At 56.7% G+C, this 709-nt stretch carries 1 protein-coding gene; it reads right to left on the bottom strand.

Features of this window, described 5'->3' with window-relative positions; translation table 11 throughout:
- The coding region (locus NKI54_RS36360; RefSeq protein ID WP_352694672.1) for an AMP-binding protein at nucleotides 1-709 on the bottom strand (709 nt) is incomplete at both ends.

The raw sequence follows: 709 nt of genomic DNA, 5'->3' as shown, positions 1-709 counted from the left end.
CGATGAACCGCTCCGCCGTCAGATCGGGCCGGTTCAGGTAGCCACGCGCAACCCCCGCCCCGCCAATGTAAAGCTCCCCCACCGCCCCGAACGGCACCGGCGCACCATGACCGTCCAGAAGATACACCCGCGTGTTCGCAATCGGACGCCCGATGGGGACAACTGTTCCGCTAAATCCAACGGGATGCTCCCAAGCTGTCGTATCAATCGTTGCCTCAGTAGGCCCATAGAGATTGACAAGTGCCCGCGATGTCAATTGCAGCCATTTAGCGACGATCTCATTCCTGAGGAGCTCTCCACCACAAAATATGTATCGTAAGCTACCGATTGCATTTTGCTCAACGTCTCTGAGCTCAAGCAATGCCGAAAGAAGAGACGGGACTAATTGCAGGACCGTCACTCTATGCCTATTCAGGAGATCGACAATTGATCGAACATCGAATTGTCGGTCGAGGGGAAGGAGAATTACACGAGCCCCAAACGACAAGGCTGTCCATAGCTCCCACACCGCGGCATCAAAAGAGAGGGAGGTTCGCTGCAGGAAAATGTCGTGGGCAGCAAGCTGGAATCGATCCGCCTGCCAACTTGTATGATTCACCACTCCCCGGTGCTCGACCATGACGCCCTTTGGGGTTCCGGTTGAGCCGGAGGTGTAGATCACATAAGCGAGATGGCGTGAGGTCAGGCCAAGGGCGCGCGGCTCGGGATC

This window comes from Mesorhizobium sp. M0663, from assembly GCF_040320585.1.
In the GTDB taxonomy this organism is placed as follows: domain Bacteria; phylum Pseudomonadota; class Alphaproteobacteria; order Rhizobiales; family Rhizobiaceae; genus Mesorhizobium.
Note: the sequence above shows the minus strand (reverse complement) of the source record. Positions and strands in the feature narration are given on the sequence as shown.